Source organism: Psychrobacter sp. NZS113 (genome assembly GCF_015864825.1).
Taxonomy (GTDB): domain Bacteria; phylum Pseudomonadota; class Gammaproteobacteria; order Pseudomonadales; family Moraxellaceae; genus Psychrobacter.
Map to the genome: position 1 here is coordinate 1 of NZ_JADYWL010000005.1, position 17,579 is coordinate 17,579.

At 43.7% G+C, this 17,579-nt stretch carries 12 protein-coding genes; 7 read left to right on the forward strand and 5 right to left on the reverse strand.

Features of this window, described 5'->3' with window-relative positions:
* Positions 1-159: 159 nt before the first annotated feature.
* The 3 genes from I6E61_RS08525 to hppD form a co-directional block, all read right to left on the reverse strand.
* The gene (locus I6E61_RS08525) at positions 160-504 is read right to left on the reverse strand and encodes a 4a-hydroxytetrahydrobiopterin dehydratase (RefSeq protein WP_197133228.1); all 345 of its coding nucleotides are present in this window, start codon (positions 502-504) and stop codon (positions 160-162) included.
* A gap of 110 nt (positions 505-614) precedes the next feature.
* Positions 615-1,565, reverse strand: coding sequence for a phenylalanine 4-monooxygenase (phhA, locus tag I6E61_RS08530; RefSeq protein ID WP_197133230.1), 951 nt, complete (start codon positions 1,563-1,565; stop codon positions 615-617).
* A 155-nt stretch (positions 1,566-1,720) separates the two neighbouring features.
* Positions 1,721-2,827 (reverse strand): 4-hydroxyphenylpyruvate dioxygenase, encoded by a 1,107-nt coding sequence (gene hppD / locus I6E61_RS08535; RefSeq protein ID WP_197133232.1) that lies wholly within the window; start codon positions 2,825-2,827, stop codon positions 1,721-1,723.
* 144 nt (positions 2,828-2,971) lie between these two features.
* Here hppD and I6E61_RS08540 point away from each other — a divergent pair, with 144 nt between their 5' ends.
* The 5 genes from I6E61_RS08540 to I6E61_RS08560 all read left to right on the forward strand — a co-directional run bounded on the left by I6E61_RS08540 (position 2,972) and on the right by I6E61_RS08560 (position 8,863).
* Entirely contained in the window at positions 2,972-3,901 is a 930-nt protein-coding gene (locus I6E61_RS08540) for a LysR family transcriptional regulator (protein ID WP_194197599.1), read from the forward strand.
* A gap of 271 nt (positions 3,902-4,172) precedes the next feature.
* Positions 4,173-5,369: an amino acid aminotransferase gene (locus I6E61_RS08545; protein ID WP_197133234.1), complete on the forward strand. Its 1,197-nt coding sequence runs from the start codon at positions 4,173-4,175 to the stop codon at positions 5,367-5,369.
* A gap of 266 nt (positions 5,370-5,635) precedes the next feature.
* Positions 5,636-6,937 (forward strand): fumarylacetoacetase, encoded by a 1,302-nt coding sequence (fahA, locus tag I6E61_RS08550; protein ID WP_227685743.1) that lies wholly within the window; start codon positions 5,636-5,638, stop codon positions 6,935-6,937.
* 160 nt (positions 6,938-7,097) lie between these two features.
* Entirely contained in the window at positions 7,098-7,673 is a 576-nt protein-coding gene (locus I6E61_RS08555) for a VOC family protein (protein ID WP_197133236.1), read from the forward strand.
* A 137-nt stretch (positions 7,674-7,810) separates the two neighbouring features.
* Entirely contained in the window at positions 7,811-8,863 is a 1,053-nt protein-coding gene (locus I6E61_RS08560; protein WP_197133239.1) for a TRAP transporter substrate-binding protein, read from the forward strand.
* A gap of 79 nt (positions 8,864-8,942) precedes the next feature.
* On the opposite strand, the gene I6E61_RS08565 is transcribed toward I6E61_RS08560, so the two are convergent.
* Positions 8,943-9,791, reverse strand: coding sequence for an IclR family transcriptional regulator (locus I6E61_RS08565; protein WP_197133242.1), 849 nt, complete (start codon positions 9,789-9,791; stop codon positions 8,943-8,945).
* 165 nt (positions 9,792-9,956) lie between these two features.
* Between I6E61_RS08565 and maiA the strand changes: the two genes are divergently transcribed.
* Together maiA and I6E61_RS08575 are read left to right on the forward strand one after the other, a co-directional pair.
* On the forward strand, positions 9,957-10,604 hold the full coding sequence (gene maiA, locus I6E61_RS08570) for a maleylacetoacetate isomerase (RefSeq protein WP_197133911.1): 648 nt from the start codon (positions 9,957-9,959) through the stop codon (positions 10,602-10,604).
* 212 nt (positions 10,605-10,816) lie between these two features.
* Positions 10,817-11,998 (forward strand): acyl-CoA dehydrogenase family protein, encoded by a 1,182-nt coding sequence (locus I6E61_RS08575; RefSeq protein ID WP_197133245.1) that lies wholly within the window; start codon positions 10,817-10,819, stop codon positions 11,996-11,998.
* A 283-nt stretch (positions 11,999-12,281) separates the two neighbouring features.
* Here I6E61_RS08575 and I6E61_RS08580 read toward each other — a convergent pair whose 3' ends face one another.
* Positions 12,282-17,186, reverse strand: a complete 4,905-nt coding sequence (locus I6E61_RS08580) for a YadA-like family protein (RefSeq protein ID WP_197133248.1) — start codon at positions 17,184-17,186, stop codon at positions 12,282-12,284.
* Positions 17,187-17,579: the final 393 nt, after the last annotated feature.

Below are 17,579 nucleotides of genomic sequence, written 5' to 3' on the forward strand. Positions count from 1 at the left end.
GGCACCCAGCCAAAGCCGATCATGGTGATACCCATGATGGCGATGACGATGGCTGATATGATGAAGGCTTGCTGAGGAGAGATATGGGTGAGAATACTTGGAGGCATCACACATCCTTATGTTGCCAGTTAAATTTAATTTTCGAATTGACAAGTCGTTTTACGCTTGATCTAGCAAGCGATCGGTCTTAGCCGCCATGACAAAATCATTGCGATGTAGACCTTTGATACTATGCGACCACCAAGTGACGGTCACCTTGCCCCACTCTACCAGCATGCCCGGATGATGCCCTTCTGCTTCAGCGATGTCTGCCAACTGATTGGCAAATGCCATTGCCGTGACGAAGTTTTTGAATTTATATTGACGTTGTAATTGCTTGATACCCTCTACTTCAATCAGCGACCAACTAGGAATCTGCTGTAACAGCTCACGCGCCTCAGCATCGTCGACTTTCGGTGCGCCGATACGGCAGGCTTCGCAACTGTCTTGTGATAATGTCGTCATTATTATGTCCTTTTATATTCGTTGATAGATAAATGTACGTCCATGTTGACGCTTATACTTCACTACTGCATGTTATATCGTACAAAAGCTATCCTTAACGCCATAATCAATCAGGCATTTTTTATAGGATAACTTGGCTCAAACAGACCCATTGACATGGCCTTTTTAACCACTCCCATGATATCGCTATCGACGATGTCAAATAGAATATCCAAATTATCAATCACATAGTAAATCGGTTGGATATGATCGATACGATAAGGGGTGCGGAGTACATCAAGTAAATCAAACGCACGCTGCTCTGGTTGATGCTCTACTTGATGCGGGCTTTCACCTTGCTGAGCAGAATGCTCTCTAAGCGCATAAACCGTTTCAGAGGGTGAACTTAAGATGCCGCCGCCATAGATCCGGCGATTCTCTTGAGTTTTTCCGACCAGACCGAACTCGATGGTAAACCAATAGAGCCGTGCCAAAAACCACCTTTCTTCCTTACTGGCATTAAGACCTAGCTTGCCATACGTCTCATTAAAGGTCGCAAACGCAGGATGGGTCAGCAGCGGGCAATGTCCGACAATTTCGTGAAAGATATCAGGCTCTTCAATATAGTCCATATCATCAAATCGACGGATAAAGGTTGCAACCGGAAAGGATTTATTAGCCAGCAGTTTAAAAAACTTACCAAAGCTGATGAGCGCAGGCACAGCAGCTGTCTGCCAACCTGTAGTGGCTTGTAATACCTCGTCAATATCTCGTAGCTGAGGAATACGTGTGGTCGGTAAGTTTAATTTGTTCAAACCCTCTAGATATGCAGGACAAGCGCGATTGGGTATATGCTGAGCTTGACGCGCTAGCAACGCTTGCCACATCGCATGCTCATCATCACTGTAGTGAATATGACCATTACTATCTGGCTGGTGCGAGATATACGGCTGTTTTTTGTTCGTCGCGTTAGGACGACTGGGCGCATCGTCGCTTTGCTTATTAATCACAACGCTATTGGTACCGATGGCTGTATTGAGAGGAGCTGTATTGAGAGAAGCTGTATATGATAGGCGTTCCATGCCTGTATTCCTTTTATCGCAATCCGTACATTACCTTTACACTTGTGATATTTGTACTCGTGCTTTTGAGTAACGTACCTATTGAAGAGTCCTTGAGGACAAGCCAAACTCCTTTTGTCTTGTCCAGTTGTTGAATTTTTGAGTGTAGCGTGATTTTATGGTGTTTCAGTCTCTGGTTGACCAACTGCAACTGTGCCGCGACGTACTTGATCGCGTTCTATCGACTCAAACAGTGCTTTAAAGTTACCTTCACCAAAGCCGTCTGCATAATCACCTTTACGTTGGATGAACTCGAAGAATACTGGGCTACCTAAGATGGTTTCAGAGAAAATCTGTAGCAGTAGACGCGGTGCGCCGCCTTCCGTTGTCCCGTCTAATAAGATACCGCGCATTTGCAATTCAGCCACATTTTCACCGTGGTTTGGTAAGCGTTCGCTCAACATGTCATAGTAAGTAGCGTTTGGTGCGGTCATGAGTGAAATACCAGCCGCTTTTAGTTTATCGATACTGGCAAACAAGTCATCGCTGGCCAGAGCAATATGCTGAATACCTTCGCCATTGAAATGCATCAAGTATTCTTCGATTTGGCCACCGCCCTGCTTGGCTTCTTCATTTAACGGAATACGGATTTTGCCATCAGGTGCGGTCATGGCTTTACTGGTCAATCCCGTGTACTCGCCTTTGATATCAAAGTAGCGAATCTCACGGAAATTAAAGATGCGCTCATAGAAGTTGGCCCAATAGGCCATACGACCACGGTAAACGTTATGGGTTAAATGATCGATGACTTTGAAGCCATATCCGACAGGACGTCTGTCAACCTCTGCAAAAAACTCAAAGTCGACGTCATAGATAGATTCACTATCTTTATAACGGTCAATCAAATAAATCAGTGAGCCGCCGATGCCCTTAATTGCTGGCAGTCTCAGCTCCATCACACCAGTTGGCACCTCTACTGGTTGCGCGCCCATCTCGATAGCACGCTCGTAAGCTTTTTTGGAATCTTGTACCCGAAAGCCCATGCTACAAGCGCCAGCGCCATGTTCTTCAACGAAGTAACTGGCTTGGCTTTTTGGTTCACGATTTAGGATAAGATTGATGTCACCTTGACGGTAGAGTGCCACATCTTTTGAACGGTGATTGGCCACATGGGCAAAGCCAAGCTGTTTAAATAGTGCATCGACAGAGTCTGGTTTAGGCGAGGCGAATTCAACAAAATCAAACCCATTTAGTCCCATTGGGTTTTCAAATAAATCGGCCATTGTAATCATCCTTAATTTTAATTGGTGGTAAAAATACGATAAAACGATTGGTAATCAATCTTTATTGTTGACGTTGTATTTATATTAGATTAGCTTTATTTATAAGACTAATTGTTTTTTATGATTTATTTATCAGGTTTACTTATGAATATCAGCATTCGCCAACTCACCGCATTTATCCAAGTCGCTGACAACGGCAGTTTCACTCGGGCCAGCGATCAGATGCATTTGACCCAATCTGCCGTTAGTGGTTTGATCAAAGAATTAGAATCTAGCCTCGGTATCGTGTTATTCGACCGTACGACCCGCCAGCTATCTCTGTCCGCAGTCGGACGGCATCTATTGCCACAAGCACGGCGCATCTTGAATGAGATGCAACTGTTTGAAAATGAAGCGAGTAGCTTGACCAACTTAGCGCAAGGTCAAGTGCGACTGGCCGTTTCCCAGTTCGCAGCTTCCTCTATGCCAGCAGTCATCGCTCAGTTTACCAAAAAGCATCCAGAGATTAGCGTGTCGTTAGTGGATTGCTCTGCAGAGAACTTACTCAGACATATCCAAGATATCGAAGTAGATTTAGGAGTCGGTACCGAGCTTGACTTTACGGAGACGGAGGATGACATCAGGGCTGATTTGTTATATCAGTTGCCATTTTGCGTGGTGATGCCAGATAGCCATGCATTGGCACAAAAAACCGAGATTACATGGCAGGATTTATTAGACATACCACTCATCACGCTGCAAGGGCCATTTATAAAGCAAGTGACCGCGGAACTGGATGAGCGTATCACCACTCATATCCAGCAAGCGCGCTATAAAGTCAATTTTATGTCCACGGCGCTTGAGATGACCCGTCAAGGATTTGGTATTACACTGTGCCTGCCCTACATGCCTGAGGTTATCGACTGGGTAAGTGCCAACGGGTTACAGATGCGGCCACTGGCACAGCCTGTTAGAATGCGTCAGTTCTTTATCTATCAGCGGGCGTCTCGTGCTTTGTCACCAGCAACCATCGCATTTAAGATGTTTTTGCAAACGTATTTTTCGAGCCACTTTAACGATTTACAGCGTATTTGAGTATTGTTGGGCGACTCAGAAAATGAGCAAGGTAAGGCGGCAGATGATAAGATAGTGCAGATGATATCTAAATGATGACTGGCTATTTGATGCTGTTTGACAAGATTTGACCATTTTTAACTCATTTAGCTGGCCATCGATTGAGTTGAGGGCATTCCTTCGTTAATTATTTTATAAATTCACCAGAATAACTGAATCTGATATTGAGTTAACGGCCAATTTGCTCTATTCTTTTTAACGCCTCAATTTATATCTCTTGTAAGGAAAAAAAATGTTTGAACGTATCGATTATTATGCGGGTGATCCAATCCTAGGATTGATGGACAAATTTGCAGCAGACAACAATCCAGATAAAGTAAATTTAGGCGTGGGCGTCTATTATGATGAGGATGGCAAATTGCCAGTACTCGAGTGTGTAAAAATCGCTGAGCAGCGTATTGCAGACCCAGTAGCTCCTCGTCCATACTTACCGATGGCCGGCTTACCAGGACACCGTAAAGGCTGTCAGGAACTGCTGTTTGGTAAAGACGCTCAAATTTTAAAAGACGATTTGGTTGCGACCATCGCGACTATCGGCGGTTCTGGTGCGTTGAAAGTCGGCGCAGAGTTCATGCATGACTGGTTCCCACAAGCCAAGTGCTACGTGAGTGATCCAACGTGGGGCAACCACATTGCCATCTTTGAAGGCTCTGATGTTGAAGTCGGTAAATATCCGTACTACGACAAAACAACCAGTAGCATCAAATTTGACGAAATGATTGCGTTTTTTGAAACGTTGAACAAGAACGACGTCATCTTGCTACACCCTTGCTGCCACAACCCAACCGGCATGGATTTGACCCGTGAGCAGTGGGATACCGTGCTAAACGTCATCCAAGCTCGTGAATTGATTCCATTCATGGACATTGCTTACCAAGGTTTTGGCGAAGACATGGACAGCGATGCTTACGCTATTCGTAAAGCCGTAGATATGGGTCTGCCACTGTTTGTGAGCAACTCATTCTCTAAAAACTTATCGCTATACGGTGAGCGTGTCGGCGGTCTATCTGTCGTTTGCCCAACAGCAGATGAAGCCAAACGCGTCTTCGGTCAGCTAAATGCGACTGTACGCCGTATCTACTCAAGCCCACCATCACATGGTGGCCGTGTCGTCGATATCGTGATGAACGACGAAGTGTTACATGAGCAATGGGTTGGTGAAGTTTACGCGATGCGTGACCGTATCAAATCTATGCGTACCAAGCTGAAATCAGTATTAGAAGCTAAAATCCCTGGTCGTAGCTTTGATTACTTGACCGATCAAAACGGTATGTTCAGCTTTACTGGCCTCACTCCTGAGCAAGTCGAACAGCTACAAACCAAGTTTGGTATCTACATGGTATCTAACTCGCGTATGTGTGTTGCGGGCTTGAACAGCAGCAATATCGATTATGTTGCCAATGCAATGGTTGAAGTCTTAAAAGATTGATTTAATCACGCATTAAAAACGTAACCTAGTAAAGAACAGATACCAATAAAAAGGCTGAGCGATTGCTCAGCCTTTTTTTGTGTGCAGTATTTAGGGCATGCCCTAGTCAAGACCATGTAGTCAAAACAACGGTAATAACTTTTTAAAGAAGCTTTTTACGAAAGACATTGCACAAAAAACTTGCAATCGATATATCAATAAATTACATTATACGTAAGTAGTTAATTATAACGTAATTCATAATTTATATTAGCAAGGAGCAAACTATGTCAACGATTGACAATACTCTCACCTCATTTATCAATATCGCCGCTGACTCTGACTTTTCTATTCACAATCTTCCTTATGGCATTTTTAGCGATACCAAAGATGCTGCTGATAATAACAATCACCGCGCTGGTGTTGCTATCGGTGAGCACGTGCTTGATTTATCTGTATTAGAGACAGAAGGGCTATTAAGTTTGAATGGTGGTCCTTATTTTAACCAATCTACTCTAAATGCTTTTATCGACTCAGGTCGAGACAACTGGACTAAGGCACGTACAACCATTCAAACGCTACTCTCCAGCGACAATGACACCTTACGTGATAATGCCGACTTACAGAAAAAGGTGCTGTTTAAGCAAGCAGACGTTACCATGCACTTACCTGTACGAGTACCGGGTTTTACCGATTTTTACTCGTCTAAAGAACACGCGACCAACGTCGGCACCATGTTCCGTGACCCAAACAACGCCCTGCTACCTAACTGGACCGAAATGCCAGTTGGTTATAACGGACGCGCCAGCACTGTCATCGTCAGTGGAACTGATATCGTACGTCCATCTGGTCAGCTAAAGCCTAACCCTGATGACCGCCCTATCTTCTCAGCCTGTAAGCGTTTGGATTTTGAACTAGAGACCGCATTTGTCGTTGGCAAAGGCAATCATATCGGTCAACCAATCGCCGTAGATGAGGCTTCTGATCATATTTTTGGCATGGTGCTGCTCAACGACTGGTCGGCACGAGATATTCAAAAGTGGGAATATGTGCCTTTAGGTCCATTCAATGCCAAAACCTTTGCGTCTGAGGTTTCCCCTTGGATTGTCACGATGGATGCATTGGCACCGTTTAAAACAGCTTGTCCAGCACAAGAACCTAAGCCACTTGCTTATTTAAATGAAAAAGCGAGCGATAACAGCTTTGATATCCACCTGTCAGTTGAATTACTGCCTGAAAATTCGGAGACTACCACTGTCATTTGTGAGACCAATTTTAAATACATGTACTGGTCAATGGCACAGCAGCTCACCCACCACACCATCACTGGCTGCAAAGTTGAAGTCGGCGACATGATGGGCTCAGGCACGATTTCAGGGCCAACGCCTGACTCTTATGGCTCGATGCTAGAGATTGCTTGGAACGCTACCAAACCAGTCACGCTAAAAGGCGGCGAGACGCGCAGTTTTATCGAAGATGGTGACACGGTCATTATGAAAGGCTATAGCGAAAAAGACGGCATCCGTGTTGGCTTTGGCGAAGTGTGTGGCAAGGTATTGCCAGCGCTTAGCTTTGATTTTGATAAATAGCATTTGAAAAATAATATACATCAAATAATACAGACAGAGAAATAGCAAAATAGGCGTAAAAATTCTCATGCAGGCTTATAGAAAGACAAGTGTATTCACCTACTCATAGTTATGTGAATAAAGCCAAATGAGTGACACGCCTTATCAAAAGGAGTTTGATATGAGCTTTCAAATTGAGAAAATTCATCATGTGGCTTATCGCTGCAAAGATGCCAAAGAAACCGTTGAATGGTATCAAAAACACCTAAATATGGATTTTATCTTAGCATTCGCAGAAGACCATGTGCCTTCAACCAAAGCCTTTGACCCCTATATGCATGTCTTCTTGAATGCTGGTAGTGGCAATGTATTGGCTTTCTTTGAAGTACCCAATCAACCTGAAATGGGCTTTGATCCAAACACCCCTAACTGGGTGCAACACTTGGCTCTAAAGGTCAAAGACCGTGATGAGCTGCTAGTTGCCAAAGCGCATTTAGAACAAGGTGGCATTGACGTCATTGGCGTGACCAATCACGGCATCTTTCACTCTATTTACTTCTTTGATCCTAATGGGCATCGTCTTGAGTTGACCTATGATGACCCAACCTCAGAAGACAAAGTCTCGATGATTACAGACGCCATCAAGCAAGACATGCTAGATGAGTGGTCTCGTACCAAACGCGCGCCAGCACATACGCAGTTTTTGCACAGTGAAGAGTTGGCTGAAGCACGTGAAATCGCGCCTGTCGGTGAGTAACTGCCCTATCATTCTGTTTACTACTTTTTTACATGATCAGTTAATCATCGCTTTAAGCCTAAAAATGATGATTAGCGGCACGCTCTAGGTAGCAAATGGTAGCGAACCATATCTCACCATCATGAAAGGATTCTATGATGAAAGTAAGAACCCCTCTAGGAATACTCTTGGCTGCCTCGCTTGCGATGACTGGTTGCTCCAATAACGACCACGCAGCAGGCGCGTCTACAGATGCAGGTGAAGTGACAACGTTGCGGTTCTCGCATTTTATGACTGCCACTGACAACATAAACACCGAAGCATTGGAACCTTGGGCAAAGAAAATTGAAGCAGATTCAAAAGGCCGATTAAAGATTGAGATATACCCTTCTGCGACGCTCAGTAAACCAGGGTCTACTTATGATGCTACAGCGAAAGGTAGTGTAGATATTGGTATGCAAGCGCAAGGATATACAGCAGGACGATTCCCTTTGACTCAAATCGTAGAGTTGCCAGGCATCACAAATACTGCACAGCAGCAGAGCTGTATACTTCATAAGCTATATAATGAAGGTGTCATTAAAGATGAATACGAAGACACTCATTTGCTCGCTTTGATAGGGACTGGTCAAGGTGCGCTTCATACAGTTGATAAGCCGATTCGCACGCCAGCCGATATGAAAGGTCTACGTATTCGCCAGCCTTCTGCGGTTGCTAGCCACATCATCGAAGCCACTGGTGCTGCACCTGTCGGCATGCCTGCCAGTGATACTTACACCTCTCTTCAGCGCGGTGTCATTGATGGGCTCAGCTTTACTTGGCAACCTATTCAAGCTTTTCGCCTTGATGAGTTAATCAATACACACACCAACATCCCTTTTTATAATTCCACTTTTGTTATCAGTATGAATAAAGATAAATATAACAGTTTGCCTGATGACCTCAAAAAAGTAATTGATGACAATTCAGGAGCAGAGTTGGCAGCACATATCTCTCAAGTGTTTGATGTAAGTAATGCCAAAGCGATGGCCGCTGCCAAAGCAAAAGGCGATATCATGATCGACATCCCTGATCCACTTAATGACCCAAATTGGAGAGGTCCATTAATGGAAGGCTCTCAACATTACCTTGATGAAGTAAATGCGACTGGTCTAGATGCTGACAACGTATACGAAAAAGCAAAAGCGGCCAGTAGCGTCTGTATGGTTTAGAGGATAAATATCATTAGATGATGTTCGAAAATAAATCTTTTGATGCGATAGCCAGTTAGCTTATAGCACAAAATACTGGCTATGCTAGTTGATAACGCTGTGCTATCGCTAGTATCTGCTTAACCACGTTATGTTGCTCGCTCATCGGTAACTGCTCTGTGGTTCCGATGACCGTAATGGCATACTCTAATGGCAAGCTCTGAGTAGCTGATTCAGCAGTAACCGTAGACTGACTGGCGATATCACCTGTCATCTGAGGTACGATAATAGGAATGGTAATAGCATTAATACCCATCACCATATCACCCGTGACAGTTGCATAGCCATGAGTACGAATGTTGGCTTGTAGTTGGGTGAAATTCCGCCACTGTTCTACTTTAGCGGTTTCATCGCTTGTATGCCATTCAGCCATCACTAGTGGTTGGACAATAGCATCAGATTGATAACTGGCAAACAGCTGACCTGTCGCCGACGTCGTCAGTGGCATACGTGAACCAATGCGAGTAATGATACTGATTGGACTGTCTGGCTCAACAGACTGAATAATGATAGGGCCTTCACTAAACCATTTGGCAATTTGCACCCCGCAGTTGAGGATATCTTTGATCTCATTGGCCGCATGAGTCAGTCGCTCCAAGATGTTATTTGAACTGACCCCGTTATGACTAAGTGCATTGACTCGAATACCTAGTCCATAGCGCCCATCGTTTAGCTGCCGAGCGTAATTTTTGCGGATGAGGCTAACCATATACCGGTGACACTTTGCTGGATGCATTTGCATGGCTTCAGCGATGTCCTTTAGCATCATAGGTTCATTGCGGTCGATAAGCACATCTAGTATCGACAGCCCAATCTCAAGTGACTGTACGCCACCTTGGTTTTTATTGGTGGTAGCAGATTTGTCTATAAGGTTTTCAGCTGCTGGCATGGCTTGCTCGATTAATGATTTGTTGGGTTAATTCAAATAAACATCATTGAAATAAAGACTGAATATCAAGATACTTATCTCAATTGTATGAAATAAAAATGCTATAACGAATTATAACCGCTTATCTCATTCACAACATACCATAATAAAAGGGAATTCATAATGATGGCACTCTATGGCTACTTTCGTAGTAGCACCTCTTACCGTACTCGTATTGCGATGAACCTAAAGGGCTTGGATTATGACTACATCGCGGTCAACTTGGCTCAAGACGAACAATTAGAAAGCGCATTTAAACTCCTAAACCCACAAGGGTTGGTTCCTGTCTTACAAGCCGACGATTTATTACTCTATCAAAGCCCCGCTATCTTGGAATGGTTAGAAGAGGTCTACCCTGAGCAGCCATTATTGCCTGATAATGCTGCTGGACGCATGCAAGTACGTGCCATTAGCTCCATGATTGGCTGCGACATTCACCCCCTTAATAACCGCCGTATCTTACAATATTTACGTAATGAGCTTTCGGTAGACGAGGAAGATGTAATTGCATGGTGCAATCGCTGGATTAGCGAAGGATTTGCCGCTTTGGAAAAAATACTGGCGAAAGACAAAAATCGTGGAAAATTTTGCTACGGTGACAGCCCTACGTTTGCAGACTGCTATCTCATTCCGCAAGTTTCTTCTGCTCGCCGCTTCAAAGTAGACCTCAGCGCTTATCCTAATATTATGGAAATTGATGCGCATTGCCGCACATTAAAAGCCTTTGCAGACGCAGATCCTATGCAGCAGCCTGATGCACCAAAGCCTCAATAAGTCGAGCAAGAGGGCTAACCAATATCGTTATATCCCCTCTGATGGTCCAACTTTCAATATAATACGATATATATGCGAATTATTGATTATATAGTGAGCAACTGTTGGATATTCTTGATAAAATACTTTATATATCAAATATAGAATTAATATAAATTTGTTGATTATAAATAATTATGCTGTTTTATCAATTATAAAAAAGGTTGGAGATAATGGACTATAACACTTCGCTAAACAAGACAGACCTTCTACCCTCTAATGCAGCCAATGAAATTTACCCATTAGCTGTATCCGCTAGAGAAGACACGGAAACCGCTAGAAAAATTGCACTGACCGTGGTCAAGCAGCTTTCAGAATTCGCATTGTTTAGAATGGGCTTGCCAAAATCACTGGGAGGGTGGGAAGGCAATCCTGTAGAAACCTTGAAAGTGTATGAGAGATTAGCCAGTGCTGAAGCTTCAGTAGCTTGGATCGTTTGGAATAACCATTTAGCGTGTACGTTTGGCAGGTTTTTAGACGAGTCTAGTATGAAAGAGATATACGGCGACTCCTCCCACGTTTATGCCAACTCAGCCCGCCCCGAGGGCGTTGCCACAGTGGTTGATAATGGTTATATGGTATCTGGTCGATGGACACTGGTATCCGGATGTGAATTGGCGGATTGGTTTGTGCTGCGCTGTTTGGTGGTCTCAGAAGGATCTCCAACCACTTTGGGGCCAGGAGCAAATCTAAAACTGTTTTTTATCCCAAAGACAGAAGTAGAAGTCATTGATACATGGCATGTTGGTGGATTGAATGGCACAGGCAGTCACGACATAGTCATCAAAGATGCCTTTGTAAAAGAAACTTATGCTGTCAGTTTTGATAGCCCTGTCACCATCGATAATGCTTATAGTCGCCTGCCTATTGGTTGTATCAATGCAGCAGGTTGCGCTGCCATGTCTCTAGGTGTATTAAAAGCGGCAATGGACGACTTGATTGACATGTGTCTTGAGAGAGTCACGCCTGGTAAGAACCCAGATCTACGCGACCGCGCCACCGTACAAGCTACCATCGCAAAGAGTAAAACCCTATTAGCATCTAGGCGCTTACAGTTACATAATAGCGTCGAGACATTATGGAACGAATCACAGCAACAGAACACCTTTACCAATGTGCAACTTGCGGATGTTTGGGCAGCATCATGTGAGGCTGCCAGAGAAGCTCGAGCGATGGTGTCTGAAATTTATGCGGTTGCTGGCACTGCTTCATTGTATAAACAACATAAAATAGAAAGAGCGCATAGAGACATTCATGCGATTTTGCAACACGGCATTGTGCAGCCTCATTGGATGAATCAAGCTGGCATGGCCTATGTTGGATTAACACCGAACGCTGCGATGTTTAGAGTATAGTCAAACCCATACAAGTCCGCTACATTGTCATCCTCGCTAAACATACTAATGTATAGTTTGCACTCGGCTTCCTTGTATCGAAATTGTTTGAACTCAACTATATGAATGTGACTTCTAGAATAGGTACTGGCGCTTGTACAACGTGAGGTACAAGCGCTTTTTATTGCTTAGAATTTACTGCTTAGTAATTTCGTAAAACACTTATTATGTACCCGTAAAAAAGCAAGACATTCGATGTCTTGCTTTTTTATATTTGATTGACAATCATAATTGAGAGACCTCTTTAATCAAAATGGAAGCCTGCACCAATCGCGCCGCCTGCATTGCCCTGAGTATCTGCGGTACCATTTATCTTCATGACCCAACGACCATCATTTGATAACTTGGAGAAACCAACAGCAACCGCACTTTCTCCATTATACGTACCGACACCACCACTAATCATTGACTTACCTGCAATATAAGCTTGCGGTAATGAAGACATCGCCATTGCTGCTGAAATACCAGCGTTAGCATTCTCTTCGACTTCACCAATTTTATAGCCTAGATCGCTCATATTGTTATTTAGTCTACTATCTAGCTCACTCAGTTGACTGTAGTTGACCGCATCTGTCGCTTCGACACCATCAGCGACACCTGTTATGCGTTGATTACCAGCATATAGTCCTTGAGCAGTCATGCTTGGGCCATCTTGCATACTGATGCCACTACTATTGATAACCGTTGTCCCCACTGTGACACTATCGACACTGATGTTACCGTTTAAATCAAACTTGATACTACTGCCCTCTGCGGTGGTGGTTATGTTGTTACCACCTGTAAAGCTCAGGACACTACCATCTCCGACTGGCTTATTTATATTAGCACCACTGTCTGCACCAAAATTGAGCCCAGCATCAAGCTTGTCCGTGTTGGTTTCAATGTTCGTGGTATTGGTCATAATATTGCTAGTGTTGGTAGCGATATTAGTTGTATTGGTCGTGATATTACTAGTGTTCGTAGCGATATTGGTTGTATTGGTGGAGATATTGCTAGTGTTAGTGGCAATGTTCGTGGTGTTGACTTGCACATTTTCATTGATTTCAATAGTGCCTTGTCTGATAGAGGCAATCGCTCCATCTATATTGCCCTCACCTGTTCCACCGATATTACTGTTGGTGAACGTACCGCTCTCAGAATTGTAGACAGTGTCCCCACCGATAATGCTACTGATACCACTTCCTTGTGCATACAGCTGACTCCCGTTGATGGCATCCTGACTTTCTGCCGAAACTTCACCATTTTGGACGTTGGTGATTCTGTTATTAGCGGCATCAATGCCACTTTTCGTGATGCTTGGACCTTCTGCTATGATCAGTCCATTGTCATTCATGGTGGTATCACCAGTGGTTACAGTATTCAAGTCTAAGTTGTCGTTGAGCTCAAATGAGACATCATTGCTGGTTGCTTCTTTAGAAACAATAATATTGCCATTTTTACTATTGAAGTCAACGGTGCCGCCAGGCCCCACATTGCTTACTGTATTACTGTTGCCTTGTGCACTAATATCCCAACCTTGATTGACAGTTTCTGTGACATCATTTAGCTGACTAACAGTGACAGCATCATCTAATGCGCTACCATCCGCTACATTGGTGATTCGATTACCACCGTTATTCAGACCACTGCTGCTTAATTTAACGGTACTACCGCCGAGGAAGCTGACACCAGCATTGTTCATGATGCTACTGCCTATTTGCATACTGCCAGTATCTCCGAGATCTAGCTGATTATTTAGCTTAACCTGAACGCCGGTCTCAGAAGCAACAGTAGTCAGGTTGCTATCACCTGTGACATTGATAGTATCACCTAATACAAATTGCTGATCATTGTCGCTATTGCCATCACCTATTTTGATACCTTTGGCAATTTCGTTATTGGTCGTTGTGAGCTGTGCAAAGTTGACAGCATCACTTGGTGCAATCCCTTCAGCGACTTTGATAATTCTATTATTACCATTATCAAGTCCTTCGGTACTAAGCGTAATGGTCTGATTAGGACCATCAGTGATAGTGATGCCAGCATTATTCACCACCGTACTTTCCATTCTCACGCTACCATTTTTGCCAAGCATTACATCTTCAGCCAATCTAACGTTTAGATTGCCTTCATCATCAGCGATGACACCGATATTGTTCTCAGTTAATTCTGTTGCGCCTCCTTGAATCGTCAATGTTTGACCTAATTTTCGATTGACGACAACATCGGTATCGTCTCCGGTAAAGTTCAGACCCAAGTCAACTGTGCTATTGGTTGCATTTAACTGTCTAACATTGACAGCGTCTGTGTCTTCCTCACCGTTATCTACGTTTGTAATTTGATTGCCACCGTTATTCAGACCACTACTACTCAAGCTCACTGTACTGCCACTAAGGAAACTCACACCAGCTGTGTTGAGCAGTGTATCGCCTGTAGTGACGCTAGTGAAAGCAACATCTTCTGCTGTAGCTACTTTAATACCGCCATCTTCAGCACTAAGAACGATGTTATCGCCTGTTAAAAAGTTGGCCGTGTTGTCAGTTTGATTAAGTGTTTTTACCTCAGCGCCATCTATTTGGGCAATGACCGTCTGCATAGCACTGTCAGCTTTCACTAAGCTAGCTTTACTGGCTTCACTCAAGTCGACTGCATAATCAGTCGTGTTAGTCGCCATATCTTTGTCACCTGCAGTAACTGTGACGGCTGTAGATCCTGCTGAGGTAGTCACGCCATTTGCATTGACGGTATAGACGTCTTGACCGTTCTGACCCGTAGATTTCATAACATCAGCCACATTAGTACCTGCGGCAACCTCTGTTTTAGCAGCGGCAGATGAACTGTTAAGCTGACTAACAGTGACAGCATCATCTAATGCGCTACCATCCGCTACATTGGTGATTCGATTACCACCATTGTTAAGGCCATTGCTACTTAGTATAACCGTACTGCCACCAAGGAAACTCACACCAGCTGTGTCGAGCAGTGTATCGCCTGTAGTGACGCTAGTGAAAGCAACATCTTCTGCTGTAGCTACTTTAATACCACCGTCCTCAGCACTAAGAACGATGTTATCGCCTGTTAAAAAGTTGGCCGTGTTGTCAGTTTGATTAAGTGTTTTTACCTCAGCACCATCTATTTGAGCAATGACCGTTTGCATGGCACTGTCAGCTTTCACTAAGCTGGCTTTACTGGCTTCACTCAAGTCGACTGCATAGTCAGTCGTGTTAGTCGCCATATCTTTGTCACCTGCAGTAACTGTGACGGCTGTAGATCCTGCTGAGGTAGTCACGGCATTTGCATTGACTGTGTAGACGTCTTGACCTGTGATACCATCAGTTGAAAAGTCGACACTAGATATGTTGGTTCCTTGCACAACTTTGGTTCTGGCAGCAGCAGATGAACTGTTAAGCTGACTAACATTAACGGCATCATCTAATGCGCTACCATCCGCTACATTGGTGATTCGATTACCACCATTGTTAAGGCCATTGCTACTTAGTCTAACCGTACTGCCACCCAAGAAGCTGACACCACTACTGTTTATGATGCTATCGCCTATTTGCATACTGCCAGCATCCCCTAAGTCTAGCTGATTATTTAGCTTAACCTGGACGCCAGTCTCAGAAGCAATAGTAGTCAGGTTGCTATCACCTGTGACATTGATAGTATCACCCAATGCAAACTGCTGATCATTATCGCTATTGCCGTCACCTATTTTGATACCTTTGGCAATTTCGTTATTGATACCATTTTGCAGCCCCGTTAGCTGAGCCACGTTGACAGCGTCACTATTATTCGTACCCGCTGCAACGTTGACAATCTGACGGTTGCCACCCTCTGTACCAGTACCAACTGATACAGCGCCGAGTGTCACACTTTTTGTTGCAATAATGGCATTTTCATCAATGAGTAAAGTGCCTATTGGCACAAATCCAGTGGCTCCACCTGCGACATTAGCAATAGATTTTGATCCCAGTGCTACGCCATTTTGGGTTGCAGATTCAGCACCTGCACCAAGCGCCAACGCGCCTTTTTCAGTAGCGGAAGACGCCACACCAAATGCGGATGAAGCAGTTGCAGAAGCGCTAGCATGTGTACCTATCGCTGTCGCAAGATGACCTTCTGTACGGGCTTTGACACCAATTGCTATGGAGGCGGCACCACCGGATTCGGTATTTCCAGCATAGGGATCGCTTAGATCCAATAAATCTCGACCAGCATATTCATTAAAGGCGGTATTCACTGTCCCACTATTCAAAGTGGTGTCAGTGATAGTACCATCGAGATTGTATATCGATGCTAGGTTTAGATCGTCTCCACCAATGGCAATAGAAGAGCCACCTCGTGAGACAACATTTGCGCCGATAGCAATAGACTGCTCACCACTCGCTAGCGTTTGCTGCCCAGATTCCGAGCTACCAATCGCAATGGTTTGACTGCCAGTTGCTTTTGCGTTGCCGCCCATAGCTATGGCGTTATAGCCTGTGGCACCATCATTATTTTCGTTACCGCTAGCAGTTGAGTCTACGCTATAGTATTTGGTTTTATTAGCTGCAACTATATTGGTTAAGCTATTTAACTGCGAACCATTCACAGCCTCTTTACTCGTTGCTGTAATATCACCATCATCGACATTTATGATTTTATTATTGCCATTATTTAGCCCACTATGACCAAGCATGACATCATTGATTAGATTACTAGCTACTATCTTGATACCAGAGTTATCGACCAGCGTATCACCTGTTTTAAGACTACCATCAGCACCCAAATCGACCGTTTCATCGAGCTTTATCGTAAGTGTTTTATCATGCTTGTTAGCCTCGACACTGATATTTCTGGTATTTGAGTCTCCCGTAACCGTCTCACCACCTTGTATGGTCAAAGTCTGATGATAAAACGGATTGGTATAAATCTCACCTGCTGGATCATCTCCGGCAAAATAGGTACCTACTGCATTTGCCTGCATGCCAAAACCAGCCGCAAGCAGCCCGAGCCCTATCGCGCTCAAGCGTAATGTAGGAATAGAAGATAGATTGGATGTTGTATTGATGGTAGCGTTAGCACTCACACTAGATTTAGAAGACTTACCACGCCCTTTCGCATACTCACCGACTGCGGTAAAGCAACTTAAGGCTTCATTCCAGATGACTTTATAAATACGGTTCATGATGTGTACTCCCTTACAGAATAGTCAGAGTTAAAAACCAAAGACAAAATCTATCTTGTAGAGAGTTGATATTAAAAAATAAAATGGTTTATAAATTAATGCTAATGAAGCCTTTATTGAATATTTTTTGTATAAGTACTTCAAAAATAATATATTTTATTTCGTGAATTCTTTATCACTCTCTATATATCAGTATTACCGAATATATACAGAGAGACAATGCCGTTTGTCTTGACTTTGATACCGACTGTCTTATATATGTCGAAAAATGAATATAAAGAATGGTATTAGACCATACTAAAAACAATTGTCTACTTGTTCCTCTAAAAAACACGCTCTTATCGATATATCAAAGATATAGGATAAAAGCGTATTCACTATGCTAGTGTTAGT

Bases quoted from the DNA above. Each gene is read 5' to 3' on its own strand.
- I6E61_RS08525 (WP_197133228.1), bottom strand. From the start codon at position 504: ATGACGACATTATCACAAGACAGTTGCGAAGCCTGCCGTATCGGCGCA.
- phhA (WP_197133230.1), bottom strand. From the start codon at position 1,565: ATGGAACGCCTATCATATACAGCTTCTCTCAATACAGCTCCTCTCAAT.
- hppD (WP_197133232.1), bottom strand. From the start codon at position 2,827: ATGGCCGATTTATTTGAAAACCCAATGGGACTAAATGGGTTTGATTTT.
- I6E61_RS08540 (WP_194197599.1), top strand. From the start codon at position 2,972: ATGAATATCAGCATTCGCCAACTCACCGCATTTATCCAAGTCGCTGAC.
- I6E61_RS08545 (WP_197133234.1), top strand. From the start codon at position 4,173: ATGTTTGAACGTATCGATTATTATGCGGGTGATCCAATCCTAGGATTG.
- fahA (WP_227685743.1), top strand. From the start codon at position 5,636: ATGTCAACGATTGACAATACTCTCACCTCATTTATCAATATCGCCGCT.
- I6E61_RS08555 (WP_197133236.1), top strand. From the start codon at position 7,098: ATGAGCTTTCAAATTGAGAAAATTCATCATGTGGCTTATCGCTGCAAA.
- I6E61_RS08560 (WP_197133239.1), top strand. From the start codon at position 7,811: ATGAAAGTAAGAACCCCTCTAGGAATACTCTTGGCTGCCTCGCTTGCG.
- I6E61_RS08565 (WP_197133242.1), bottom strand. From the start codon at position 9,791: ATGCCAGCAGCTGAAAACCTTATAGACAAATCTGCTACCACCAATAAA.
- maiA (WP_197133911.1), top strand. From the start codon at position 9,957: ATGGCACTCTATGGCTACTTTCGTAGTAGCACCTCTTACCGTACTCGT.
- I6E61_RS08575 (WP_197133245.1), top strand. From the start codon at position 10,817: ATGGACTATAACACTTCGCTAAACAAGACAGACCTTCTACCCTCTAAT.
- I6E61_RS08580 (WP_197133248.1), bottom strand. From the start codon at position 17,186: ATGAACCGTATTTATAAAGTCATCTGGAATGAAGCCTTAAGTTGCTTT.